Annotated in this window: 23 protein-coding genes and 1 tRNA gene; 10 read left to right on the forward strand and 14 right to left on the reverse strand. The window is 32.2% G+C overall.

Annotation, left to right across the window (positions count from 1 at the left end; all coding sequences use genetic code 11):
• Nucleotides 1-33 precede the first annotated feature (33 nt).
• Nucleotides 34-780: a 3-oxoacyl-[acyl-carrier-protein] reductase gene (gene fabG, locus OJ995_RS11050; protein WP_133606257.1), complete on the reverse strand. Its 747-nt coding sequence runs from the start codon at nucleotides 778-780 to the stop codon at nucleotides 34-36.
• Nucleotides 781-916: 136 nt separating this feature from the next.
• Here fabG and OJ995_RS11055 point away from each other — a divergent pair, with 136 nt between their 5' ends.
• Entirely contained in the window at nucleotides 917-2101 is a 1185-nt protein-coding gene (locus OJ995_RS11055) for a cytochrome-c peroxidase (protein WP_264369474.1), read from the forward strand.
• 69 nt (nucleotides 2102-2170) lie between these two features.
• Here OJ995_RS11055 and sucD read toward each other — a convergent pair whose 3' ends face one another.
• From sucD to OJ995_RS11095, 8 genes are all read right to left on the reverse strand, one after another.
• Complete coding sequence (gene sucD, locus OJ995_RS11060) at nucleotides 2171-3043, reverse strand: succinate--CoA ligase subunit alpha (RefSeq protein ID WP_264369475.1); 873 nt, start codon at nucleotides 3041-3043, stop codon at nucleotides 2171-2173.
• A gap of 84 nt (nucleotides 3044-3127) precedes the next feature.
• Nucleotides 3128-3490, reverse strand: a complete 363-nt coding sequence (locus OJ995_RS11065) for a nuclear transport factor 2 family protein (protein ID WP_264369476.1) — start codon at nucleotides 3488-3490, stop codon at nucleotides 3128-3130.
• Nucleotides 3480-4421, reverse strand: coding sequence for a UDP-3-O-(3-hydroxymyristoyl)glucosamine N-acyltransferase (locus OJ995_RS11070; RefSeq protein WP_264369477.1), 942 nt, complete (start codon nucleotides 4419-4421; stop codon nucleotides 3480-3482). Before OJ995_RS11070 ends, OJ995_RS11065 begins: the two co-directional genes overlap by 11 nt.
• Before the next feature lie 100 nt (nucleotides 4422-4521).
• Entirely contained in the window at nucleotides 4522-5088 is a 567-nt protein-coding gene (gene efp, locus OJ995_RS11075) for an elongation factor P (RefSeq protein ID WP_026725820.1), read from the reverse strand.
• 44 nt (nucleotides 5089-5132) lie between these two features.
• Complete coding sequence (lpxA, locus tag OJ995_RS11080) at nucleotides 5133-5918, reverse strand: acyl-ACP--UDP-N-acetylglucosamine O-acyltransferase (RefSeq protein ID WP_133607316.1); 786 nt, start codon at nucleotides 5916-5918, stop codon at nucleotides 5133-5135.
• 9 nt (nucleotides 5919-5927) lie between these two features.
• Nucleotides 5928-7316, reverse strand: coding sequence for a bifunctional UDP-3-O-[3-hydroxymyristoyl] N-acetylglucosamine deacetylase/3-hydroxyacyl-ACP dehydratase (locus OJ995_RS11085; protein WP_264369478.1), 1389 nt, complete (start codon nucleotides 7314-7316; stop codon nucleotides 5928-5930).
• Nucleotides 7317-7331: 15 nt separating this feature from the next.
• Nucleotides 7332-8351, reverse strand: coding sequence for a UDP-3-O-(3-hydroxymyristoyl)glucosamine N-acyltransferase (gene lpxD / locus OJ995_RS11090; protein ID WP_264369479.1), 1020 nt, complete (start codon nucleotides 8349-8351; stop codon nucleotides 7332-7334).
• A gap of 121 nt (nucleotides 8352-8472) precedes the next feature.
• Nucleotides 8473-9708 carry an HD domain-containing protein gene (locus OJ995_RS11095; RefSeq protein ID WP_264369480.1) on the reverse strand — a complete coding sequence of 412 codons (1236 nt, stop codon included), beginning with the start codon at nucleotides 9706-9708 and terminating at the stop codon, nucleotides 8473-8475.
• A 133-nt stretch (nucleotides 9709-9841) separates the two neighbouring features.
• On the opposite strand from OJ995_RS11095, the gene porX reads away from it, so the two are divergent.
• The 6 genes from porX to OJ995_RS11125 all read left to right on the forward strand — a co-directional run bounded on the left by porX (nucleotide 9842) and on the right by OJ995_RS11125 (nucleotide 14559).
• Complete coding sequence (porX, locus tag OJ995_RS11100; protein WP_264369481.1) at nucleotides 9842-11395, forward strand: T9SS response regulator signal transducer PorX; 1554 nt, start codon at nucleotides 9842-9844, stop codon at nucleotides 11393-11395.
• A gap of 26 nt (nucleotides 11396-11421) precedes the next feature.
• Nucleotides 11422-11835 (forward strand): tRNA (adenosine(37)-N6)-threonylcarbamoyltransferase complex ATPase subunit type 1 TsaE, encoded by a 414-nt coding sequence (gene tsaE, locus OJ995_RS11105; protein ID WP_133607326.1) that lies wholly within the window; start codon nucleotides 11422-11424, stop codon nucleotides 11833-11835.
• A gap of 59 nt (nucleotides 11836-11894) precedes the next feature.
• Complete coding sequence (locus tag OJ995_RS11110; protein WP_264369482.1) at nucleotides 11895-13091, forward strand: alanine dehydrogenase; 1197 nt, start codon at nucleotides 11895-11897, stop codon at nucleotides 13089-13091.
• Nucleotides 13092-13149: 58 nt separating this feature from the next.
• Entirely contained in the window at nucleotides 13150-13536 is a 387-nt protein-coding gene (locus OJ995_RS11115) for a DUF4258 domain-containing protein (protein ID WP_264369483.1), read from the forward strand.
• An 82-nt stretch (nucleotides 13537-13618) separates the two neighbouring features.
• Nucleotides 13619-13696, forward strand: a tRNA-Val gene (locus OJ995_RS11120).
• Between the two features lie 146 nt (nucleotides 13697-13842).
• Nucleotides 13843-14559 carry an SDR family NAD(P)-dependent oxidoreductase gene (locus tag OJ995_RS11125; protein ID WP_264369484.1) on the forward strand — a complete coding sequence of 239 codons (717 nt, stop codon included), beginning with the start codon at nucleotides 13843-13845 and terminating at the stop codon, nucleotides 14557-14559.
• A gap of 108 nt (nucleotides 14560-14667) precedes the next feature.
• Here OJ995_RS11125 and OJ995_RS11130 read toward each other — a convergent pair whose 3' ends face one another.
• The 5 genes from OJ995_RS11130 to OJ995_RS11150 all read right to left on the reverse strand — a co-directional run bounded on the left by OJ995_RS11130 (nucleotide 14668) and on the right by OJ995_RS11150 (nucleotide 22601).
• Entirely contained in the window at nucleotides 14668-15039 is a 372-nt protein-coding gene (locus OJ995_RS11130) for a methylglyoxal synthase (RefSeq protein WP_264369485.1), read from the reverse strand.
• A 90-nt stretch (nucleotides 15040-15129) separates the two neighbouring features.
• Nucleotides 15130-15981, reverse strand: coding sequence for an N-acetylglucosamine kinase (locus tag OJ995_RS11135; RefSeq protein ID WP_264369486.1), 852 nt, complete (start codon nucleotides 15979-15981; stop codon nucleotides 15130-15132).
• 74 nt (nucleotides 15982-16055) lie between these two features.
• Nucleotides 16056-17066, reverse strand: coding sequence for a type I glyceraldehyde-3-phosphate dehydrogenase (gene gap / locus OJ995_RS11140; protein WP_264369487.1), 1011 nt, complete (start codon nucleotides 17064-17066; stop codon nucleotides 16056-16058).
• Nucleotides 17067-17093: 27 nt separating this feature from the next.
• A complete protein-coding gene (gene pfkA, locus OJ995_RS11145) occupies nucleotides 17094-18080 on the reverse strand; it encodes a 6-phosphofructokinase (protein WP_264369488.1) in 987 nt (328 codons plus the stop codon).
• A 135-nt stretch (nucleotides 18081-18215) separates the two neighbouring features.
• Nucleotides 18216-22601, reverse strand: coding sequence for a translocation/assembly module TamB domain-containing protein (locus OJ995_RS11150; protein WP_264369489.1), 4386 nt, complete (start codon nucleotides 22599-22601; stop codon nucleotides 18216-18218).
• Between the two features lie 216 nt (nucleotides 22602-22817).
• Here OJ995_RS11150 and tsaD point away from each other — a divergent pair, with 216 nt between their 5' ends.
• Genes tsaD through OJ995_RS11165 form a run of 3 tightly spaced genes read left to right on the forward strand, consistent with a single transcriptional unit; the run spans nucleotide 22818 to nucleotide 25184 of the window.
• Nucleotides 22818-23840 (forward strand): tRNA (adenosine(37)-N6)-threonylcarbamoyltransferase complex transferase subunit TsaD, encoded by a 1023-nt coding sequence (tsaD, locus tag OJ995_RS11155; protein ID WP_264369490.1) that lies wholly within the window; start codon nucleotides 22818-22820, stop codon nucleotides 23838-23840.
• Nucleotides 23841-23845: 5 nt separating this feature from the next.
• Nucleotides 23846-24550: a 16S rRNA (uracil(1498)-N(3))-methyltransferase gene (locus tag OJ995_RS11160; protein WP_264369491.1), complete on the forward strand. Its 705-nt coding sequence runs from the start codon at nucleotides 23846-23848 to the stop codon at nucleotides 24548-24550.
• Nucleotides 24543-25184, forward strand: a complete 642-nt coding sequence (locus OJ995_RS11165) for a DUF4159 domain-containing protein (RefSeq protein WP_264369492.1) — start codon at nucleotides 24543-24545, stop codon at nucleotides 25182-25184. The genes OJ995_RS11160 and OJ995_RS11165 overlap by 8 nt, the downstream gene beginning before the upstream one ends.
• Nucleotides 25185-25327: the final 143 nt, after the last annotated feature.

Genomic DNA, 25327 nt, shown 5'->3' on the forward strand with positions numbered 1-25327 from the left:
ACTAATTACTATTCACTAATCACTAATTACTTTTTATGTAAGCATTCCTCCGTCAACATTAATAACTTGTCCTGTCACATAAGCACTCATGTCAGAAGCTAAGAAAACACAAACGTTTGCTACATCCTCTGGAGTTCCACCTCTTTTTAATGGAATAGCTTCTCTCCAACCTTTTACAACATCTTCGTTTAATTTTGCGGTCATTTCTGTTTCAATAAAACCTGGAGCGATCGCGTTGCAACGAATATTTCTTGAACCTAATTCTAATGCGATAGACTTAGTAAATCCGTTCATACCTGCTTTAGATGCAGCATAGTTAGCTTGACCAGCATTTCCTTTCACACCTACTACACTACTCATGTTTACTATAGAACCTTTACGGTTTTTCAACATGATTTTTTGTACCGCTTTTGTCATATTAAATACAGACTTCAAGTTGATTTCGATTACTTTATCAAAATCTTCTTCTGACATACGCATTAATAGGTTATCTTTTGTGATTCCGGCATTATTGATTAAAACATCAATTGTTCCGAATTCAGCAATAACGTCATCCACTAATTTTTGTGCTTCATTAAAATCTGCTGCATTTGATTTGTATCCTTTTGCTTTAATTCCTAAAGCGTTTAATTCACTTTCTAAAGCCATTGCCGATTCTACAGACGAACTATAAGTAAAAGCAACATTTGCTCCTTGTTCTGCAAAAACTTTTGCTATACCGCTACCAATTCCACGGCTTGCACCAGTAATGATGGCAACTTTTCCTTCTAATAATTTCATGGTAAATATTCGTGTTAGTTTGTTTTTAAATAAAGTTCAAATATAGGAATATTTTAAAGTATAAAAAAAGCATGCTTTTAATTAAACCTTTTTTATTAAATGTTGTCCTATAATTACAAACCTAAAACTAACCATTATGAAAAACCAAATTATTTTAAGTCTATTAGCTATTAGTGGATTGACTTCGTGTAATGATAATTCAGATGACAATTATGAAGAAATTCCTTCATATCCATTTGTTGAAGCTGAGTTTGGTTCAACAGTTGATCTTGGAAATTTAGCTAATTATGCGAATCAAACAGTTCCTGCATACATCATTAAAGATAATTCTCAAGGAAATTTAATTACTGACAAAGGTGCCACTTTAGGGAGAGTTTTATTTTATGATAAGAATTTATCTTCAAACAATACCATTTCATGTGCTAGTTGTCACAAACAAGAATTTGCATTTAGCGATACTAATGTAGCTAGTACTGGAGTTAATGGAACAACTGGAAGACATTCAATGCGTTTGATAAATTCGAGATTTGCATCTGAAACAAAATTCTTTTGGAATGAGCGTGCTTTAAATTTAGAAACACAAACTACAATGCCCATAAAAGATCATGGCGAAATGGGTTTTAGTGGCGAAAATGGTGATTTATCATTTGATGACTTAATTACTAAATTAAGTGCCATTGGTTATTACAAAGAACTTTTCAAGTTTGTTTATGGTACCGAAGAAATAACAGAAGCTAAAATTCAAAGTGCTTTGGCTCAATTTATCAGAAGTATTCAATCATTTGATTCAAAATATGATGCTGGTAGAGCATTAGCTACTAATGACGGACAACCTTTTTCAAATTTTACAGCACAAGAGAATCAAGGCAAAAATTTATTTTTATCGCCTCCTGTTTTTAATACTAATGGCGTTAGAACAAGTGGTGGTTTAGGTTGTGCAGGATGCCACAGAGCACCAGAATTTGATATCGACCCAAATTCTTTAAACAACGGAATTATAGGTACAATTGCAGGAACAGGAATTGACACTGGAAACACAAGAGCTCCTTCTTTAAGAGATTTAGTTAGAACAGATGGAACTACCAATGGTCCAATGATGCATACAGGAGTTATCACAACTTTGCAAGCTGCAATTGGGCACTATGGAACAATTAACTTAGCTCCTGGAAATAATAATTTAGATCCTAGATTAACACCAGGAGGTGTTGGTCAACAATTAAATCTAACGGCAACAGAAGTAAATGCTGTAATCGCATTTTTAAGAACACTTTCAGGAACTGATGTGTATACCAATACGAAATGGTCAAACCCATTTAATTAAAAGTGTAATTTATATAAAAACAAAAAATCCCGCTATTTGCGGGATTTTTTATATCTGAAAGTTAAAGGATTAACCTAAAACTTCTTTTACTTTTTTGCCAATTTCAGCTGGAGAATCAACCACATGAATACCGTTTTCTCTCATGATGCGTTTTTTAGCTTCTGCTGTATCATCAGCTCCACCAACGATTGCACCAGCGTGACCCATTGTTCTTCCTTTTGGAGCAGTTTCACCAGCGATGAAACCAACAACTGGTTTACGGTTTCCGTCAGCTTTAATCCAACGAGCAGCATCTGCTTCTAATTGACCTCCAATTTCACCAATCATGATGATGATTTCAGTCTCTGGATCGTTCATTAATAATTCTACTGCTTCTTTAGTTGTTGTTCCAATGATTGGATCACCACCAATTCCAATAGCTGTAGTAATTCCTAAACCTTGTTTTACTACTTGGTCAGCAGCTTCATATGTTAAAGTACCTGATTTAGATACAATACCAACTGTTCCTTTTTTGAAAACGAAACCTGGCATAATACCAACTTTAGCTTCTCCTGGAGTAATTACACCTGGACAGTTAGGCCCAACTAAACGGCAATCTTTTCCTTTAATATAATCATAAGCTTTAATCATATCTGCAACAGGAATACCTTCAGTAATACAAATGATTACTTTGATTCCAGCTTCAGCAGCTTCCATAATTGCATCAGCAGCAAATGCTGGCGGAACGAAAATAATTGAAGTATCAGCACCCGCTTTTTCAACAGCATCTTTAACTGTATTAAAAACTGGTCTGTCTAAATGTGTTGAACCACCTTTTCCTGGAGTTACACCACCTACAACATTAGTTCCGTACTCAATCATTTGAGAAGCGTGGAAAGTTCCTTCGCTACCTGTAAATCCTTGTACAATTATTTTTGAATTTTTATTTACTAAAACGCTCATGATATATGAATTAAATTGTGTTTAAATTTGTGATGCAAAAGTAAGTTTTTTACCAAATAATCACATATTTTTTATTGTATTTTTTTAATTAGGTTTGCTAATTTGATATCCTTTTTTGATTTTTCCTTCTTCAAATTCCCAAATGGCTACTATTTTAGCTATTAAAACGAATTCTTTTGGGTTTTCGATAGTTGTTACCTTGTGATTGTATTTTACTACAATTTGATTTTCTTGTTCAATGAAATGCGAAATTTCCATGAAAGAATCAATGTAATTTTGCTTCAATTCGTTAGCCAAATTGATGATGGCACTTTTTTGAAGTAATAATTTTCCCTCTGAACTGTCCCATTCTAAAATAAAATCGTCGTGCAAAAGTGTATCAAGAAATGTTGCATTTCTTATCCCGTCTTCTTTGTACAAAAACTCAATGCGTTCTTTATTTGTCATTTTGTTTTAATTTTTCAATTATTTCTGGAATGCGTTTCACATTAGCCAATTGTTTCAACTTTTCTCTTGATTCTTCAATTGGAGTTCCAAAATAAGTTTTTCCTCCTTCTATAGATTTAGTAACACCAGTCTGTCCCATTACTACTGCTTTTGCACCAATAGTAATACCACTTGTTGTACCAACTTGCCCCCAAAGTGTTACTTCGTCTTCAATAACCACACAACCTGCAATTCCAGTTTGTGAAGCGATTAAACATTTTTTACCAATCACAGTATCATGACCAACATGCACTTGGTTGTCAATTTTAGTTCCAGCTCCAATGGTTGTATCGCCAGTAACTCCTTTATCAATAGTACATAAAGCTCCAATCCCTACATTATCTTCTATCACTACTCTCCCACCCGATAACAATTGGTCAAAACCTTCAGGACGTTTTTTATAATAGAAAGCATCAGCTCCTAAAATGGTTCCGGCATGAATCATTACGTTATCACCAATTACGGTATTATCGTAAATCGTAACATTAGCATGAATCAAACAATTTTTTCCAATTTGAACATTATGTCCAATAAAACAATTTGGCTGAATTACGGTTCCTTCTCCAATTTTAGCTGAATCTGAAATCGCAGCATTCGAAGCTTGAAAAGGTCTGAAATGTTTCGTTAGTTTATTGAAATCTCTAAAAGGATCGTCTGAAATCAACAATGCTTTCCCTTCTGGGCATTCCACTTCTTTGTTTATTAAAACAATTGTTGCTGCCGATTGAAGTGCTTTGTCATAATATTTAGGATGATCTACAAATACGATATCTCCAGGTTCTACCACATGAATTTCATTCATACCGCGAACTGGAAAATCAGAATCACCCACAAAATTACATTCAATAATTTGGGCAACTTCTTTTAGAGGATAAACTTTTGGAAATTTCATTTAAAAGTGATTAGTGGATAGTAAATTAGTGATTAGTAAAATATAAAAGAGTAATCAGTTGCTTGGTTATTTACTAATTACTCTTAACTTTTAATAAAAACTATTCTTTTACTCTTTCCATATAGTTTCCAGTTGCTGTATCAATTTTGATTTTATCACCTTCATTGATAAACAACGGAACGTTTACAGTTGCTCCTGTTTCAACAGTTGCTGGTTTTGTAGCATTTGTAGCTGTATTTCCTTTAACTCCTGGTTCAGCATATGTAACTTCTAAAACGATAGAAGCTGGCATATCTACTGATAAAGGCGCTTCTGTTTCAGCGTTAATCTGAATCATTACGTTTGTTCCTTCTTTTAATAAATCTGGAGCATCTAAAACTTTTTTGTCTAACGTAATTTGTTCAAATGATTCGTTATTCATGAAGTGAAATTGATCTCCTTCAGCATATAAATATTGGAATGTATGTGTTTCAACACGTACTTCATCAATTTTGTGTCCAGCAGAAAATGTGTTATCTAATACTTTTCCATTAGTTAACGATTTTAATTTAGTTCTTACGAAAGCTGGCCCTTTACCTGGTTTTACGTGAAGAAATTCGATGATTTTATAAATATCGTTATTGTATTTGATACATAATCCATTTCTAATATCTGATGTACTTGCCATTTTGTTTTTATTTGATGTTTGTTTATTAATTCTTTATTTTGAGATTACATTGAACTTGTATATCCTTTCATGATACCACGAGAAGAATTTCTAATGAAGTCTAAAATTTCATCTCTTTCTGTTGTAGCTTCCATTTCAGCCTCAATGATGCTTAATGCTTGCGTTGTATTGTAATTTTTTTGATATAAAATTCTATAGATATCTTGAATTTCTCTGATTTTATCTGTTGAAAAACCTCTTCTTCTTAATCCTACAGAGTTAATTCCCACATAAGACAAAGGTTCTTTTGCTGCTTTTGTAAAAGGAGGAACATCTTTTCTTACTAATGAACCACCTGAAATCATAGCATGATCACCAATAGAAATAAACTGGTGAACTGCAGCTAAACCACCAATGATTGCAAAATCTCCCACAGTTACGTGTCCTGCTAAAGCTACACCATTTACAATAATAGCGTTATCACCAATGTGGCAATCGTGTGCAATGTGAGCCGTAGCCATAATCAAACAGTTTTTTCCAATTTTTGTTTGACCAGAAGCAACAGTTCCTCTATTGATAGTAACACATTCTCTGATTGTGGTATTGTCGCCAATAACAGCTAACGATTCTTCTCCTCCAAATTTTAAATCTTGAGGAACCGCTGAAATTACTGCACCAGGAAAAATATTACAATTTTTACCGATTCGAGCACCTTCCATGATGGTAACGTTTGAACCAATCCAAGTTCCCTCACCTATTTCAACATTGTTATGAATAGTAGTAAAAGGGTCAATTACTACGTTTCTTGCTATTTTAGCACCTGGGTGCACATAAGCTAATGGTTGATTCATATGATTTTTTTATTTTACTTTAACAATTTGCGCCATTAATTCGGCTTCTGAAACTAATTTTCCGTTTGCATACGCATAGGCTTGCATGTGACAAATTCCTCTTCTAATTGGAGAAATTAAATCGCATTTAAAGAATAAGGTATCACCTGGCAACACTTTATTTTTAAACTTAACATTATCAATTTTCATGAAATAAGTTAAGTAATTTTCTGGATCTGGAACAGTACTTAATATTAAAATCCCTCCTGTTTGTGCCATTGCTTCAATTTGTAAAACTCCAGGCATTACTGGAGCTCCTGGAAAATGTCCAACGAAGAAATCTTCATTCATTGTTACATTTTTTAAACCTACCACGTGAGTTTCAGATAATTCTAAAATTTTATCAACCAACAAGAATGGTGGACGGTGTGGTAATAAATTCATAATACCATGAATATCCATCACTGGCTCTTTATTAATATCGTAACTTGGAACATTGTTACGTTCTTCAATCTTAATTAATTTAGCCATTTTCTTAGCAAACTGAGTGTTTACGTAATGCCCTGGCTTGTTAGCAATAATTTTTCCTTGAATACGAGTTCCAATTAAAGATAAATCACCAATAATATCAAGTAATTTATGTCTTGCCGCTTCGTTTGGATAATGCAATGTTAGATTGTCTAAAATTCCATTTTCTTTAACCGAAATGGTATCTTTATTGAATGCTTTTTTCAAGTTTTCCATTGTTTCTGATGAAATTTCTTTATCAACATAAACAATGGCATTATTTAAATCACCACCTTTAATTAAACCATTATTCAAAAGTGATTCTAATTCATGTAAAAAACTAAAAGTTCTACAATTTGAAATTTCTTTTTTAAATTCTTTTATTCCTTTCATAGTAGCATTTTGTGTACCCAATACTTTAGTACCAAAATCTACCATTGCTGTAACGCAATATTCATCAGAAGGAATTACTGTAATTTCACTACCAGTAGCTTCATCTAGGAAAGAAATAACATCTTTAACAACATATACTTTTCTTTCTGCTTCTTGTTCAACTATTCCTGCCTTTTCAATAGCTTCAACAAAATATTTTGAAGAGCCATCCATAATTGGAAGTTCAGAAGCATTTAATTCTATAATAACGTTATCTAAATCGCAACCCACAAGCGCCGCTAATACGTGCTCTGGAGTTTGAATCATTACTCCTAATTTTTCTAAATTAGTACCTCGTTGCGTATTTACAACATAATTTGCATCAGCTTCAATAATTGGTTGTCCTTCTAAATCTACACGTACAAATGTAAATCCGTTGTTTACAGGAGCTGGTTTAAAAGTCATTGCAACTTCTTGACCGGTATGTAAACCTACACCTTTTAATGAAATTTCTGCAGCAATTGTTGTTTGCTTCGTCATGATAAAAATTTTAAATTATTTAATTTTATTTTTTAATTCTTCTAAATCGGTAACAATCTTTGGTAAATTTCTAAAATGTACGAATGATTTTGCAAAATCTCCGTAATTAAAAGCAGGACTTCCTTGAACCACTTCTCCAGCTTCTAAATTTTTACCAATACCTGATTGTGCTTGAATTTTTACTCCATCACCAATTACCAAATGTCCAGCAAAACCTACTTGCCCACCAATTAAACAATTTTTTCCAATTTTAGTGGTTCCAGCAATACCGGTTTGTGCTGCAATTACAGTATTTTCACCTATTTCAACATTGTGTGCTACTTGAATATGATTATCCAATTTCACTCCTTTTCTAATTATAGTTGAACCTAAAGTAGCTCTATCAACCGTTGTACAAGCACCAATTTCAACATCATCTTCAATTATTACATTTCCAATTTGTGGCACTTTTACATAAGTTCCGTCTTCTTGAGGTGCAAAACCAAATCCGTCAGAACCAATTATTGTTCCTGAGTGAATCGTACATCTATTTCCAATTACAGTTTCCGAATAAATTCGAACACCAGCAAAGAAAACACAATCATCTCCAATTGTAACATTATCTCCAATGAAACTATTTGGATAAATTTTTACATTTTTACCTATAATTACATTTTTACCAATATAGCAAAAACTTCCTAAATATAAATCAGAACCATAAGTAACACCATCAGAAATTACTGAAGGTTGCTCAATTCCTGATTTCATCAATTTTACTTGATTGTAATATTCCAACAACTTTGAAAATGATTTATAAGCATCTTCTACCTTAATTAATGTAGTTGTTATTTCCTGCTCTGGTTCAAATGTACTATTAACAATAGTAACAGTGGCTTGAGTAGAATAAATGTAATTGATATATTTTGGGTTGGCCAAAAACGTCAAAGACCCTTCAGTTCCTTCCTCTATTTTAGACAATTTAAAAACTTCAGCGTCTGGATTCCCCACTACTTCACCTTCTAAAATGCCCGCTATTTGTGCTGCTGTAAACTTCATTATAAAATTTTATTACTATCAAAACTAGATAGATTTTGGGGTATAAAAATACTCATTTTCATTCAATACAATGTATTGATTCCGCTTCATCTTGGCAAAAATATGAAATTAAATTAAAAAGCTATGCTTCTAAGACCACTTTTGGAAAACATATGAAATATTTTGTCACAGGTTTTGATAAAGCTTTTAAATGTAATTGGTCAGATGCTTCTACAACATCTTCAATAGTTTTGTCTTTTTTTAAGATTCGAATTGGCTCACTTGATTTACTATACGCTTGATTTTTTAACTTGCCTTTGAATACAAAATAATCCGCTTCTTTATCGGAAATTCCGGCAATTGCAATATATTTATTTTTTATTGCTAATAGATTCTCTTTGTTTGGTTTATCATCGGTCATTTGAATCTTTAGTAAATCACGATTCAATATCATTCTACATAAAGATTGCAGTACAAAATCATCATGAAATTGCCACGATTTGATTGCTCCCATCACATCATAATCATCCAAATAAGAAAATTTATCTAAAACACTTTTATCAAAATCAGACAAAGAAATTTTGTTTTGCATGAAAAATTGCAACGATTCGCTGCAAGGCAATACAATTCCTTTTTGAGTTAATTCTTTTGCACGTTTTAGAATTTTGGTCAAGATTAATTCAGCAACCACACTTGTTTTGTGTAAATACGCTTGCCAATACATTAATCTTCGCGCAACCAAAAACTTTTCTACTGAGTAAATTCCTTTTTCTTCAATAACCAAATAATCATCTTGCACGTTCATCATTTGAATCAAACGTTCGCTATTAATATTTCCTTCGGCTACACCGCTGTAGAAACTATCTCGTTTTAAATAATCCATTCTATCCATATCTAACTGACTTGAAATCAATTGCAACATGAATTTTCTATGATATTCCCCTTTAAAAACTTGAATCGCAAGTGATAATTTCCCATCAAATTCTTTATTTAATTGCTCCATGAACAACAACGATAATTCTTCATGATGCACTTCTTCCACTATACTGTGTTCCATGGCATGACTGTAAGGACCGTGACCAATATCGTGCAACAAAATAGCAATATATAATGCGTTTTCTTCTTCTTCCGAAATTGCAACACCTTTAAACTGCAAGGTTTGAACCGCTTTTTGCATAATATGCATACAACCCAACGCATGATGAAAACGCGTATGATGCGCACCCGGATAAACCAAATACGACATTCCCATTTGAGAAATTCTTCGCAAACGCTGAAAGTAAGGATGCTGAATTAAATCGTAAATTAAAGAATTAGGAATGGTAATAAAACCATAAATTGGATCGTTGAATATTTTGAGTTTATTGGTTTGGCTCACAAGTATAAATTTTGAGTAACAAATGTAGCGATTTTTTACAAAAAGAATTGTTTAAAACTAATGGGAAATTTTATACTAAATTTAATACAATGGTCGTTTAATAAATACTAACTTGCACACAAATTAAGAAGAAATGAGCCAGATAAAAATCCTTTGGGTTGATGATGAAATTGATTTATTAAAACCACATATCCTTTTTTTAGAAAAGAAAAATTATCATGTAACTACCTGTAATAACGGGCAAGATGCTATTGATTTGTTTGACGAAAACAATTTTGATGTGGTATTTTTAGATGAAAATATGCCGGGTTTAAGTGGTTTGGAAACTTTATCTGAATTAAAAGAAAAGAAATCTTCGGTTCCGGTGATTATGATTACCAAAAGTGAAGAAGAATATATCATGGAAGAAGCCATCGGTTCTAAAATTGCCGATTATTTGATAAAACCTGTAAATCCAAATCAGATTTTATTGAGTTTAAAAAAGAATTTAGACCATTCACGATTGATTTCTGAGAAAACTACTTTGGATTATCAGAAAGAATTTAGAAAAATTGCGATGGATATGGCAATGGTTCGTACCTATGAAGATTGGGTGGAATTATACAAAAAACTATTGTTCTGGGAATTAGAGTTGGAAAACATTGAAGACCAAAGCATGGTAGAAATTTTGGAAAGTCAAAAAGCTGAAGCCAATATGCAATTTGGTAAATTCATCGAGCGTAATTACGAAGATTGGTTCCAACCAAAAGCTGATAAGCCGGTGCTTTCTCATGAAATTTTTGGTGAATTAGTAGCGCCTGAAATCCGTAAAAAAGACAAACCTATTCTATTCGTTGTTATTGATAATTTGCGTTATGACCAATGGAAAGCGTTTGAAAGCGTTGTAAACAATCACTACAAATTAGAAAAAGAAGTGAGTTACTTCTCTATTCTACCAACTGCTACACAATATGCTCGTAATGCGATATTTTCTGGATTAACACCTTTGGAAATGGAAAAGAAATTCCCGCAATATTGGAAAAACGATCCAGATGAAGGAGGAAAAAATCTGTATGAAGGCGAATTTTTAACCGAGCAATTAAAACGTTTGGGATTAAACATCAAGCAAGAATATTTTAAGATTACCAATTTTGCTTCGGGAAAAAAATTAGCCGATAACTTCAAGTCGTTAAAAAACAACGATTTGACTACTATTGTTTACAACTTTGTAGATATGTTATCGCACGCTAAAACAGAAATGGATGTGGTGAAAGAACTAGCTTCAAACGACAAAGCGTATCGTTCTTTAACGGCAAGTTGGTTTAAAAACTCTCCGCTTTTGGATATGATTCAGCAAGCTCAACAACTTGGTTTTAGATTGATTATAACTACCGACCATGGAACTATCAATTGTAAAAATCCGTCGAAAGTTATTGGTGATAAAAACACGAGTTTAAATCTTCGCTATAAAACAGGAAGAAGTTTAACCTATGAAGACAAAGACGTTTATGCTGTGAAAGATCCGAAAAAAATTGGTTTACCAGCTCTAAACATGAGTAGCTCTTTTATTTTTGCGAAAAACGATTTATTTTTGGCATACGTTAATAACTACAATCATTATGTGAGTTATTACCGAAATACCTATCAACACGGTGGAATTTCATTAGAAGAAATGGTGATTCCGTTTTTAGTTTTAGAACCAAGATAATAGTGTTCAGTTAACTTAGAATATATATGACGATAATTTTTTCATTAGACGAAATCACAAACGTTGCCAAACAAATATTAGCCACGCCATCATTAAAAAAAGTAATTACATTTCACGCTCAAATGGGTGCTGGAAAAACCACTTTAATCAAAGAGTTAGTCAAGGAATTAGGCGTAAAAGATAATTCGAGCAGTCCAACCTTTTCTTTAGTGAATGAATATCGCACGTTTGAAGGTGAAATCGTATATCATTTTGATTTGTACCGATTAAATTCAGAAGAAGAAGGTTACGACATGGGATTAGACGAATATTTCTATTCTGATAATTGGTGTTTTATCGAATGGCCAGAAAAAACACCCAATTTAATTCCAATAGACCACGCCAGTATTTCAATAAAAGTAATGGCGGACGGCAAAAGAGAATTGACCTTGAAGAACTAAAAGATTCTTTTCTATTTTAAAAAATATTCCTAAATTGGTACCACAAAAAACAACGCAACATGTCCATTTATAGTCCATTTTCGAAATCACAACTATTACCACAAGAAGAAAAGCTAGAAGTGGCGCGTCATAAAAGTGAGTTGTTTATAGGAATTCCTAAAGAAACTTCTTATCAAGAACGTCGTATTTGCTTAACACCAGATGCCGTTTCTTCATTAGTTTCACATGGACATCGCGTAATGTTAGAAGCTGGAGCTGGAGAATGTTCAAGTTATACCGATAAAGAATACAGCGATGCAGGTGCCGAAATAACTCAAGACACAAAAAAAGTATTGGGATGCCCAATGATTTTAAAAGTGGAACCACCTACTCTAGCCGAACTAGAAATGATGAATCCGCAAACTATTGTTATTTCAGCAATTCAATTAAAAACACAGAAAAAAGAATATTTTGAAGCTTTAGCTACTAAAAGAATTACTGCCTTAGCTTTCGAATTTATAAAAGATGAAGATGGTTCCTATCCAGCAGTAAAATCACTATCTGAAATTGCAGGAACTGCTTCGGTTTTAATCGCTTCCGAATTAATGATTGGAGAAAACATTGGAAAAGGATTATTGTTTGGAAATATTACAGGAGTTCCACCTACAAAAGTAGTTATCATTGGAGCTGGAACGGTTGCAGAATATGCTGCCAGAACGGCTTTAGGACTTGGGGCAACTGTGAAAGTATTTGACAATTCGATTACCAAATTACGCCGTTTACAAAACACATTAAATCAAAGAATATTTACTTCTACCATACAAGAAAAATCACTTTTAAAAGCACTTCGTCGTTGTGATGTTGCCATTGGTGCGATGAAAGGAAAAAACCGTGCTCCAATTGTGGTTACTGAAACTATGGTAGAACATATGAAAAAAGGAGCTGTTATTGTAGATGTTAGTATTGATACAGGAGGTTGTTTTGAAACTTCAGAGGTCACTACTCATGAAAAACCAACCTTTATTAAAAACGGAGTAATTCATTATTGTGTTCCAAATATTCCTTCTCGATATTCTAAAACGGCTTCAATGTCAATTAGTAATATCATTTCTCCTTTCTTATTACATATTGCAGACGATGGAGGAATTGAAACCGCTATACGTTGCAACAGAGGTTTAAAGCACGGAATTTATTCCTATCACGGAGTTTTAACCAATAAAGCAATTGCCGATTGGTTTAATTTAGAGTATCGCGATATCAATTTGATTGTTTTTTAAAGTTAAAATCTAAGGACTATGTGTATAATTTAAACTAAATTTGCACAAATTATTATTTATGAAGTTTCAGTTTCGTTTAGCATATTATTTATTTGGATTATTATTAGGTGGTGTTTTCGTGGTTTGGTTTTTAAAAGCCAAAGCTGATGATAAAGGTGTTGAATTTTGTTACATGCCAAATTGCCGTGTTTTGAAAGATTTACGTAGTAAATCTTTAGAAATTGATTCGGTTGCTAGACAAGCATTAGATGCAAAATGGGTTACTTTAGAAGATGTCAAGATGAGCTTGCAATATGGCGATGTAGATTTCGGAAAAAGTAACGAACCTTATCGAAAAGGCAAGATTTACGTTATTGAAGGTAAAACTTCTAAAAATGAAGATATTACAATTACAATGGTTAATTATACTAACAAAGTCTTGTTAGAAAAGATAGAAAAAAAGTAATTTTTTTACTAAAACACTTGCAAAAACAAATATTCCTTGTATATTTGCACTCGCAATACGGTAATAGTAAAGCACTTTATTGGGGCGATTAGCTCAGCTGGTTCAGAGCACCTCGTTTACACCGAGGGGGTCGGGGGTTCGAACCCCTCATCGCCCACCAAATTAAATCCTACAGAAATGTAGGATTTTTTGTTTTATATAATATTGAAAATCAATATGACTACAAAAAACACACTTTAATTATAAAGTAAATCATACCAGTTTATGGATTATTTCATAGCGATATAGAAGAAAACAATAAAAAGAATGAAGAAAGCAATAGTAATCGGAGCAACATCTGGAATAGGCAAAGAGCTTGCAAAATTATTAGCAAACGATAATTATAAAGTTGGATTAACTGGTAGGAGAACCGAATTGCTTAAAGAATTGAAAAAGGAAAAACCAAATTCTTATTTAATCAAATCATTTGATGTAACAGATACAAAAATTACGATTGAAAAATTAGAAGAATTAACAACGGAACTTGGCGGACTTGATTTACTTATTATTAGCTCAGGAACTGGAAACATTAATGAAGATTTAGATTTTAAAGTTGAAAATCAAACTATTAACACAAATGTTATTGGCTTTACGTGCATTATAGATTGGAGTTTTAATTATTTTAAAAATCAAAAATTTGGGCATATTGTAGCAATAAGTTCAATTGGAGGGCTTCGAGGTAGCAGACAAGCACCTGCCTACAATGCAACAAAAGCATATCAAATAAATTATTTAGAGGGGCTGAGACAGAAAGCTACAAAACTCAAGAAATCAATTTTTATAACAGACATTAGACCTGGACTTGTTGATACCGAAATGGCAAAAGGCGAAGGGTTGTTTTGGGTAATGCCTGTTGAAAAAACAGCAAAACAAATTTATAAAGCAATTATCAACAAAAAAAAGATAGCTTACGTCACTAAACGATGGAAAATTATTGCGACAATATTAAAAGTTATACCTAGAGTATTATACGAGAAAATGTAAAACATTAGGCTAGATTCATGTCTAAATACAGTTTTTTAGTGTCACAAAAATTAATTTTAGAAATCAAATTTTGTGCTAAAAATAACAAGCTTTGAATAAAATCATAAATTAAACTTCATCCAATCCCAATAACAATAACTGCGCAGTAGCTTCATTGGTAGCTAAAGGCACGTTGTGAACATCACAAATACGAATTAACATATTGATATCCGCTTCATGCGCGTGACTAGAATTTGGATCTTTGAAGAATAATACCATTTTTGTTTTTCCTTCTGCAACACGTGCAGCAATTTGAGCATCTCCACCTAATGGACCTGAAAGCATTTTTTTTACTTTAAAACCAGCTGCTTCTGCCCTTCCACCTGTAGTTCCAGTTGCGATTATTTTTATTTTTTCTTTTGACAAAATGACTTTGTTCTTGTTTAAGAACTGCACCATATCTGCTTTTTTTCCGTCGTGAGCTATAATTGCGATTTCCATACTAATTGATTTCCTTACAAAGATAAAAAGAAAAAATCCCAAATACGTTCAGAACGATTTGAGATTTTTTCTACTTTAAATTTATTTTAGTTATTTGTTCAGAATGTGATACGCAATTAAACCATCAATTGGACGGCGCAGAACATTTCCTATGGTGATGCCGTGTTTACCTAATACTTCTGTTAATTCATCTTTCAAATAAAATGCAATCGAACCAACAAAATGCACGGGAACTTCTTTACAATTTTCGAATTGTTCAATATAATTCTCTACGAAGCTTTCCATTTCTCTATGGATAAATTTCTGACAAAATGCGGTGTCTTTATGTTTAATTAAAAACTTAGCAAATGTTGCTAGATAAGCATTTGGATTAGGCTCTTTATATAAATTATGTTTGATATAATCCGCATCAACGTTGTATTCTTCTTCGAATTCTTGTGCTAATTCTTTTGGCATTTTATTAAAGTAATATCCACGAATTAAATGACGTCCAAAACGATTTCCAGAACAATCATCCATAGCAATATAACCAAGAGATTGTACTTTTTGATGCAATACTTTTCCATCAAAATAACTACAATTAGAACCTGTTCCTAAAATACAAACAATAGCTTCTTCGTCTTTTGGAGTAGTTGCATATACCGCTGCATAGGTATCTTCGTGAACTACTACAGCAGCGTTTTTAAAATAATTTTGAAAAACTAGAGTTAAAAAGTCTTTCATTCTATCGGTTCCACAGCCTGCTCCGTAGAAAAACAAATGAGTAGCTTTATCTTTATTGTGTGAAATATCAAACTTATCGTCTAAACGATTGATAATTTCTTCTTTGTCTAATACTTCAGGGTTTAATCCTAAAGTTTGAGTAGTGAATAATACTTTTCCGTTATCATCAATAGCAATCCAATCGGCTTTAGTAGAACCACTGTCAACTAATAATTTCATTTGGTTGGTGTTAGTTTAGGTTAAGCAGTAAAAAATCCCGCACACAAATGTAACGGGATTTTTTTTAACAAATATTATTTTAAACCAGCAATATGCACTGATAAATCGATTAATTTACTTGAATATCCGTATTCGTTATCATACCAAGATACTAATTTGAAGAAAGTAGAGTTTAACCCAATTCCAGCTTTAGCATCTACAACTGAAGTTCTTGAATCGCCAACAAAATCTTGAGAAACTACATCGTCTTCTGTAAATCCTAAAATACCTTTCATTTCGTTTTCTGAAGCCGATTTTAATACTTTCATGATTTCTTCGTAAGTAGTTTCTTTTGCTAATTTAACTGTTAAATCTACCACCGAAACATCAACTGTTGGAACACGAAATGACATGCCTGTAAGTTTTCCATTTAATGAAGGAATCACTTTCCCAACCGCTTTTGCAGCTCCTGTTGAAGAAGGAATGATATTTACACTTGCAGCACGTCCACCTCTCCAATCTTTTTTAGAAGGACCATCAGCTACCATTTGAGTTGCTGTTGAAGCGTGAACGGTGGTCATTAATCCTTCAACAATTCCGAAATTATCATTGATAACTTTTGCTAAAGGTGCCAAACAGTTTGTTGTACATGAAGCATTTGAAACTATAGTATCTGTAGCTTTTGCTTCTGCGTGATTTACTCCCATTACAAACATTGGAGCATCAGCCGAAGGAGCAGAAATAACCACTTTTTTCGCTCCACCATCAATATGAGCTTGAGCTGTTTCTAATGTGGTAAAAATTCCTGTACATTCTGCTACTACATCCACATCAACAGATGCATCATCCCATTTAATTAATTTTGGATCTCTTTCTGCTGTTACGCGGATAAATTTATCATTAATATATAATTTACCTTCTTTAACTTCTACTTTACCATTAAAACGACCATGAACTGAATCATACTTTAATAAATATGCCAGATGGTCTACATCTAATAAATCGTTAATGGCTACTACTTCTACATTATCTCTGTTGAATGTTTCTCTGAATACAATTCTTCCGATTCTTCCGAATCCGTTAATTCCTAATTTTACTTTTGACATTTTCTTTTCTTTAATTTACTATTTTTATTATGATGATACGATATCGGATACTTTTACCAATTCCATATCTATTTCACTTTGTCCTTTAATGGCTTGTTCTAGTGGTGTTAAGGTTACTTTATCTTGATATAAGCCCACCATGAAATTTGATTTTCCTTCTAATAACGTTTCAACTGCTTTAACTCCAAGTCTAGACGCTAAAACTCTATCAAAACAAGATGGAGAACCACCACGTTGCATGTGTCCTAAAACCGAAACACGAACGTCATATTCTGGCATGTTTTCTTCGATGTAATCTTTTAGTTCGAAAACGTTTTTACCAATTTTATCTCCTTCAGAAACAACAACAATACTTGAAGTTTTTCCTGAATCCTTACTTCTTTTTAATGATTCCACTAAACGTTCTAAACCAAAATCTTCTTCAGGAATTAGAATTTCTTCTGCTCCTGCTCCAATTCCAGCATTTAGAGCTATGTGACCCGCATCTCTTCCCATTACTTCAACGAAAAATAATCGGTTATGAGAGTTTGCTGTATCTCTGATTTTATCGATTGCATCAATTACGGTATTCAAAGCGGTGTCGTATCCTAATGTATGACTTGTTCCAAAAATATCGTTATCAATGGTGCCTGGAATTCCAATCACAGGAAATCCGTATTCTTCATTGAAGATTTCAGCACCTGTAAAACTACCATCTCCACCAATTACTACAAATGAATCAATTCCAGCTGCCACTAAATTGTCGTATGCTTTTTTTCTTCCTTCTGCGGTACGAAAATCTGCCGAACGTGCTGATTTTAAAATTGTACCTCCTTTATTAATAATGTTTTTAACATCACGAGGTCCCATTTCTTTAAAATCACCTTCTATCATTCCTTGGTATCCTCTGTAAATACCAACACATTCTACATTATAATAAGCACAAGCTCTAACTACTGCACGAATGGCAGCATTCATTCCTGGAGAATCTCCACCAGAAGTTAAAACACCTACTCTTTTAATCTTTGTTGACATATATTTTGATTGTTTATGTAAAGTTATAAAACGAAAAATAAAAAAACAGTGATTCTTGCAAACTATTTAATAATAGTCGCAAATTCAAACGTTTTCGTTAATAACTTTTTGATTTTTCTACTAAAAAACTACGAATTAATCGATTTCAGGAACCCTAACTGGTTCTTGTTTTGTAGTTTCAGTTGCTTTTAATTTTCTTTGATTTATAAATTCAATAAACTCTGGTGGAAACTCAGAATCTGGTAGTTCATCTTGCGATTTAGAAGAATCTTTTTTCTTTTTATTATTATTGAATATTTTCTGCAACATTTCTTTGAATGTATCAAATTCAACATTGTAAGTAATTCCTAGACCTTGTGTATATCCAATTCCTTCTCCTACATAATTAATATCATTTTCACGATTGAAAACATGAGCGTTTAATGTACCGTCTTCATTAATTTGAATAAGGACTTCTAAATTTCCAACAATAACAGATTCTGTAACACCTCCCACAGGAACTCCAACTTTACCATTTATAGAAATTCTGTCATTAATTCGAGTATTCATTGTTACCCCAACTCTATCTGATATATCAGTTAATCTATTTCCTTGCGAATAATCTAATCCTAATTGTAAGTTACTATCTTGATCAGCAAACAAACCATTAATAATAGAACTTGCTCCTTCAATCAAAGAACCATAAGCGGCATTACCTGTAGATTCTGCTGTTACAAAAGAACCAGTTGCCATTAAAGCAAATGCTTGAGTTTGTCTTGTATCTTTATCTTGTAGCTTATAATCAATTTCACTTTTTAACACTGAACTAACTGTTGGAAAATCAATATTAAAATCAGGTTGTGGGTTGCTTAAATTTCCGTTTAGTAAAATGGTAACATTTGTATCAACTTTTCTGTTAAAAGAAGCACTTTCAACTAAAACAGCCGGATTTGCCATGGTTTTATAGGTAGCCTTTAAATCTAAAACCGCATTCATAGGTTGACCATCCCAACGAATAGTCCCTCCTTTTTCAACGCTGAATTTTTTATCTATAATTCCACCATATTTAAAATTATATTGTCCTTCTTGAACAATAAAATCACCAAACATTTCAAACTTGCCAAGTGTATTAATATTCATTTGCATAGAACCTACACCATTACCTTTCATAGCATGTCCGGTTTCTCTATCAAGAATAATCTCAATTTCGGCATCAGTATCAATATCAAAATTAAAATCAAGTTCTATTCCTTCGTATCGGCTTTCTTTTGCAATTTTTCCAGTTAATGATTTTTGATATTCCTCTACTGTCATGAAATTGATAAAAGAATTATTTCCTAAATCTTCTTCGTCATTTACAGGAATTTTAATAGAAGTTCCTTTTTCTGATTCACCTGCCACTTTGATATTTAAAGCATCTACAGAACCTGTAATACTAGCCTTACCTTTCATAAAAGCTGTTCCATAATAATAAGCATCTTCTGAATCTTTTGTATCTAAAGCTAATATATTATCAGAAATTAAATGCAAATCAAGTTCCCAATCACCAAGGTTTTCATGACGTATTGTACCATCAATCACCCCTTTCGTTTTATATTTGGTATCTGTTACTTCGATTTTTCTTAAACTAAATTGATGCTCAGTTAAATCAACAATGGCATTTTTTTCAAATGCATAATCTACATTCAAATAAGGTACTCGCATTCCTGCATTATTAAGATAGAGTCGTCCGTCCATTTCAGGCTCTGTGAGAGAACCACCAATTGTTGTTCTACCTGTCGCATTTCCTCTAACATCAGACAAAACATTTCCAAGCAGCGAACCAAAAGGTGCTAAATTGAATTTTTCGAAACCTGCTACTAAATCTAAACTTGATTGTTGTCCAACAAAATTAATGTTCCCATCAAGAAAAAAGTGTTCTTCTCCTTCTTGTTTTAAACTAGAATTCACTTTAAACTGATTGAAATTTTCATTTCCTTCAATTTTAAAATCTAAATCGCCAAGTAAAAACTTATTAATTTTCAAACTATCAATAGTAAGGCTCGAAATTGGTTCATATTTATTTCGATCTTGTTTGTAAGTAATGTTTCCATTAATTTTTCCACCAAAAGACAAACTATCCAAAGAAGGTGTGACTTTGTTTAAGTCTACATCGTCGAAAGAAAGTTTAAAATCTTTATAAGTAGAATCGCGCATTGTTCCAAAGAAATCAATTTTTTGATTGTTGTGAGATAATGTTAGTTTTTCAAAATTGAAATTTTTAAGATTTTTATCAAAAACTATTTTATTATCATTGGTTTCTCCTTCATTTATAAACCATAAATAATCTTTGAATTTAATTTCTGATTTTTTAAATCCAAGAATAGATTGTTTCTCTTCGTTTATAGTGTGGTATAAGTTTAAATCATAAGTGTCTTCACTTTTTGGACCACCTTTGAATTCAGAACGCACAAATAATGTATCATTTAAAGTAACGTTAATCAAATTAAAATCGGCAATTTTATATTTGTCATTTTTAATTGAATCAACTGTGATATACGCATTATATAAAGGGTTCTTATTATCGATATCAATCTTTACGTTATCAATAGTATTATTATATGCTACAATATTTGGAGAAGCAAAATCAAAAACAAACTTGCCTTCATCGCCATTAATTTTTCCTTTTAACTTAGTGTTTTCAGAAATTTTGACATCGGGAACAAACACTTCTACAATTTTATCGTGAAGCGTTAAATCGAAGTTTATGAATTGTCCTTTTTCTAATTTGTTCGGAGAATAATTAGCATACAAACTTCCAAGAGCATTTTCAACCATTTTTTGCACTTGGTTAACCTTATATTTTCCTACAATTTGTCCTGTTATAATATCTGGAGAATTAATATCAATAGTTCTTACCCTATCAGCATCAAAAGAAGAAACCACTTCAAAATCATCAAAATAGTATGAGTTTTTACTATTTTGATAAGAAACATTATTAATTTGCAGAATTCCTGCTAAATCATCAATGGTATTTCCAGCTGCTTTAAAATTAATATTCCCTTTAAAAATGGAAATAGAGTCAGTTTTATAAAAATTCAGAACATGTAAATCGGCATAATCAATCTGAGCTTTAAAATCATAGTTTTTTGCTTTCAAACTTAAATCGATAGTTCCATCGAAATCCATTTTCAAATTTGGATCATTACTGTTGAAATATCCTTTATAATATGGCATTTTCATACTACCATCAACTGTAATATTTTGATAGTTGTATCCGTTGTAATAAAATTTTCTTATTTCTCCTTTAATAGCCGTATTTAATAATTTTTGTGTAAACCCTCTTCCATCTACATCTAAATTTACGGTTGCTCTTCCAATCTCTTGTTTACCTAATAAAGTTCCTAGGTCAAAATCATTTAAAATTAGAGTTCCTTTATATAATGCATTATCAATAAAATCTATATTCTGCATAGAAAGATTACTCTCTAACTCTCCTAATTTTGACATCATATAAACATCAGCATTAATGTATTTTTGAGTCAATTCTACACCACCAATCATATTTACCGTTCCAAGCTTATCTAGAGTTGAAGGTAAATTTTTTCCTAAAATACGAGGTAAAATCGCTTTTAATCGTACATAACTAGAAGTAAGTCTATCAAAATTTCCTTTCATGTAAAAAGCTTGATCACCTTTTCCAAAAAGATTTTGAAAATTAATAGTACCAATAATCTCCGATTGATTTTTATCGACTAATTTTAAATTATGTGTCGTGAAATTGTTCAATGTTCCAACCAAATGCGTATCCACATAGAAAACATTGTTTTTTCCAAATTCGTTGTAGAAATAATTCAAATCGTTTGAAGCAATCGAAGCTTTATCAAATTGAACATCAAAAACAACTTTGTTATTAAAATCAGAAAAATCTTTTCGGTCGTATTTTAACTCTACTCTACCTTTCATTTCCGATTCAGGCGTTTTCATCGATAAACCATCTAGCAAAATATTCTTTTTGGTATAGGTAAAATCAGATGTAATATTTTCAACCACTAAACCTCGATGATCTTTAAACGATAACTTATCAATGTATGTAGTAACGTTTGCACCTTTTATGAAAAAATCTTTAATTTCTCCATTAAGCTGAGTAAAATCAAGCATTTTTGGAGTCTTAAGATTGTGATCGATGTATTGAAAACGGCTGTTAAAAACAGTCATTTTATTTGCTTTCATTCTAAATTTTCCCGAAGAAGGTGAGCCATCATCAAATGCTTCAATGAATTTATCTAGATTAGTATACTTTTCACCTTTGTAATTTACAATACGTGCATCTAATCCATTTAGTATCACATCTTTCATGTATGGATGCCCAGGATCGTAAATCTTTTTGAAACTTAAAATGGAAGTATTTAGCTTTTTAATGTAAAACAAGGTGTCTTGATGATGATCTAAAACCAATACATCTCCTAGTTTTACACTTCCAAAAGGCGTTATAGCAACCTTACCTATCGAAATATTAGTCCCGTACGATTTATTTAATTCGTCAGTTGCATATTTCCCCAAAGAAGTTTGAACAAAAGGCAATGACAAAAGAATACCCAACAACAATAGAAGCAATAATATTGCAACTAAGGTTCTAAATAGTATTTTTTTAAATTTTTTGATACGTTCTTTTGTTTTAAATTTGCGTCAAAATTATCCCTATTGGGTATAACCCAACAAAAATAGGGAATTTTGTAAGATAATTATAATATCTTTAGTTCAAATTTCATGCCTAAAATGACAGAAAGAAAAATATATACTTTAGCTATCGAAAGTTCGTGTGATGACACTGCTGCTGCAATACTTTGTAACGATGTAGTATTATCAAATATTGTAGCACGTCAGGCAATTCATGAAGAATATGGCGGCGTCGTTCCTGAGTTGGCTTCGAGAGCTCACCAACAAAATATTGTTCCAGTTGTAGATGTTGCAATTAAAAAAGCAGGAATAACTAAAAATGACTTGAATTGCATAGCTTTTACGCAAGGTCCAGGATTAATGGGTTCGCTTTTAGTGGGTGGTTCTTTTGCGAAATCGATGAGTATGGCGTTAGACATTCCGTTGATTGCAATTAATCATATGAAAGCACATATTTTAGCTCATTTTATTGCCGAAGAAGGATATGAAAAACCAACATTTCCGTTTATTGCCTTAACTATTTCAGGTGGACACACGCAAATTGTAAAAGTGAATAGCTTTTTTGATATGGAAATTATTGGCGAAACTACCGATGATGCTGTTGGTGAAGCATTTGATAAAAGTGCCAAAATTTTAGGACTTCCCTATCCTGGCGGACCTTTAGTAGATAAATTTGCTCATGAAGGGAATCCGAAAGCGTTTCCATTTACCAAACCAAAAGTTGACGGATTGAATTTTAGTTTTAGTGGATTAAAAACTCAAATCTTATATTTCGTTCAGAAAAATGTAGCATTGAATCCTAATTTCATCGAAGAAAACAAAGCGGATATTTGTGCTTCCATCCAATATACCATTATCAATATTTTAATGGATAAGCTGAAATTAGCGGTTGCTGAAACGGGAATTAATCAGATTGCAATTGGTGGTGGTGTTTCGGCGAATTCTGGAATTAGAACTACATTAAAAGAAGCAGAAAAAAAATATGGTTGGAAAACGTATATTCCTAAATTTGAATACACAACCGACAATGCTGCTATGATTGGAATTGTAGGTTATTATAACTTTTTAGAAGGAAATTTTAGCAACGCTGAAATAACATCTAAAGCACGAATTGAATTTTAAATCCTATGCAATTATTCTATAATTCCGACATAAAACAAGGTGATTCAAACTTCTTTTTCGACAAAGAAGAAAGTAAACACATCGTTAAAGTATTACGTAAAAAAGAAAGTGATAAAATATTTATTACTAATGGATTAGGTTTTTTATTTGAATCTGAAATCATTTTAGCTTCTGAGAAAAAATGTGAAGTAAAAATCATCAAAGAAACATTCAAAGAACCAGATTCTTTTTACACACATATTGCTGTTGCTCCTACCAAAATGAACGACCGATTAGAATGGTTTTTAGAAAAAGCAACTGAAATTGGCATTCACGAAATTACACCAATCATTTGTGATCATTCGGAACGAAAAGTGTATAAAATTGATAGAGCGGAAAAAATTATTCAAGCTGCCATGAAACAATCGTTACATTATTATTTACCTAAAATTAATGAACCTGTTTCTCTTTCACAATTTGTAAAATCAAACATCGACGGACAAAAATACATCGCTCATTGCGAAGAAACAGATAAGAAATCGTTTAAAAACGAAGTTAATAAAAATTATAAAGTAACTATCTTAATTGGTCCGGAAGGCGATTTTTCAACAAAAGAAATCAATTTGGCGATTGAAAATAATTTTATTCCTGTAACTTTGGGAAATACAAGATTGCGAACAGAAACTGCAGCTTTAGTAGCCTGTCATACAATTGCACTTATAAATGAATAAACTTTTAGCTATTGGAATTTTATTAGTTTGGAATTTGGGCTTTACCCAAGAAATCGCAGTTGCCAAATATTCTGGTGGTGGTGATTGGTATTCGAATCCAACTTCTTTACCCAATTTAGCTAAATTTTGCAATCAAAACATCAATACAAAACTCAATACAAAAATAGCAACTGTCGAAGTTGGCAGTTCTGAAATATTCACCTATCCTTTTGTACACATGACGGGACACGGAAACGTGGTTTTTAGTGCGAATGATGTAATTAATCTTAGAAATTATCTTACTTCTGGCGGTTTTTTACATATTGATGATAATTACGGTATGGACGAATACATCAGAAAAGAAATTAAAAAAATATTTCCTGATAATCCATTAACTGAAATTCCGTTTAACCACATAATATTTCAAGAACCATTTGCTTTTCCTGGTGGATTGCCTAAAATTCACGAACACGATAATCAAAAACCACAAGCTTTTGGAATTTTTATAGAAGGTAGAATTGTACTTTTATATACTTACCAAACCGATTTAGGAGATGGCTGGGAAGACGCCGAAGTTCATAATGATCCTGTTCAAGTTCGTGAAAAAGCACTAAAAATGGGCGCTAACATCTTAAATTATGTTTTTAAAAATTAATTCCACTACAGAAAAAATTTTTGAAATTTTAACATAAACTGCAGAAAAACTACAGCAATTTATTTTTCAATACCTTTTAATTTTGATTTATTATCATTTGAAAACGAAAATGTAATGTTATACAATTTTTAAAGAAACTTTGA

Source organism: Flavobacterium lacisediminis (assembly GCF_025909975.1).
In the GTDB taxonomy this organism is placed as follows: Bacteria; Bacteroidota; Bacteroidia; order Flavobacteriales; family Flavobacteriaceae; genus Flavobacterium; species Flavobacterium lacisediminis.